Genomic DNA, 1,040 nt, shown 5'->3' with positions numbered 1-1,040 from the left:
CCTCGGCTTATTCCAGCGGCAACAGCCGCACACGCACCGGTACCACAGGCCAAGGTTTCACCCACACCTCGCTCGTAAACGCGTAGTTGGATAAAGCGCTTATGTACTATTTCCATAAAACCAACATTCACACGCTCTGGAAAGCGTTCATGCGCTTCAATCAATGGTCCTAAATGCGCAACCTGCTGATCACTCAATTCAGGCACCTGCAAAACAGCATGAGGGTTGCCCATAGACACCGCAGAAATCTGCAAGGGTTCACCATCGACATCGATGCTGTAACTATCTGCTGGAGCATCCGCTGTAAATGGAATACTTTCTGGGTCGAATACTGGTTCGCCCATGTCTACAAGGACGCGACCATCATCATTGACCTTTAACTCAATATCGCCTTTTTTTGTTTCGACCCGAATACTATCTTTGTTGCTTAGCTTCTTCTCGCGCACGAAGACTGCGAAACACCTGGCACCGTTACCACACTGCTCAACTTCTGAACCATCGGCATTAAAAATTCGATAGCGAAAATCAACATCAGGCTTGCCAGGTGGTTCGACCAACAAAAGCTGGTCAAAGCCCACACCTAAATTACGATCAGCCATTCGGCGAATTTGTTCAGGACGAAGGTGAACATGATGGCTGATCATATCAACCACCATAAAGTCATTACCCAAACCATGCATTTTGGTAAAGTTCACCACCATATTGTTTTCTCCCGATACCTAAAATACTCTAAATGCCCACTAAGGCATCAAATTCTCAAGCGCTAGTTGATCATCAATTGTTTCACGCTTACGCGCTAATACGACTTGCTCACCATCTACAACCAGCTCTGCCACACGACCTCTGGAGTTGTAGTTCGAGCTCATTGCAAAGCCATAAGCACCTGATGACATTACCGCGAGCAAGTCGCCCGCCTTAATAGCCAAATCACGATCTTTACCCAAGAAGTCGCCCGTCTCACAAATCGGCCCTACCAAATCATAGTGATGACGCTCACAATCAGAACCCGGCTCTTTTTCTACCCGAATAATATTCTGCCA

The 1,040-nt window shown here is 47.0% G+C and carries 1 protein-coding gene and 1 pseudogene; both read right to left on the bottom strand.

Features of this window, described 5'->3' with window-relative positions:
* A partial coding sequence (gene dapF / locus A3763_RS22240; RefSeq protein WP_068760535.1) for a diaminopimelate epimerase occupies nucleotides 1–701 on the bottom strand: 701 nt, incomplete at its 3' end.
* Nucleotides 702–740: 39 nt separating this feature from the next.
* Nucleotides 741–1,040, bottom strand: a pseudogene (locus A3763_RS22235) (diaminopimelate decarboxylase); the annotation flags it as partial.

Source organism: Oleiphilus sp. HI0128 (genome assembly GCF_001635365.1).
Note: the sequence above shows the minus strand (reverse complement) of the source record. Positions and strands in the feature narration are given on the sequence as shown.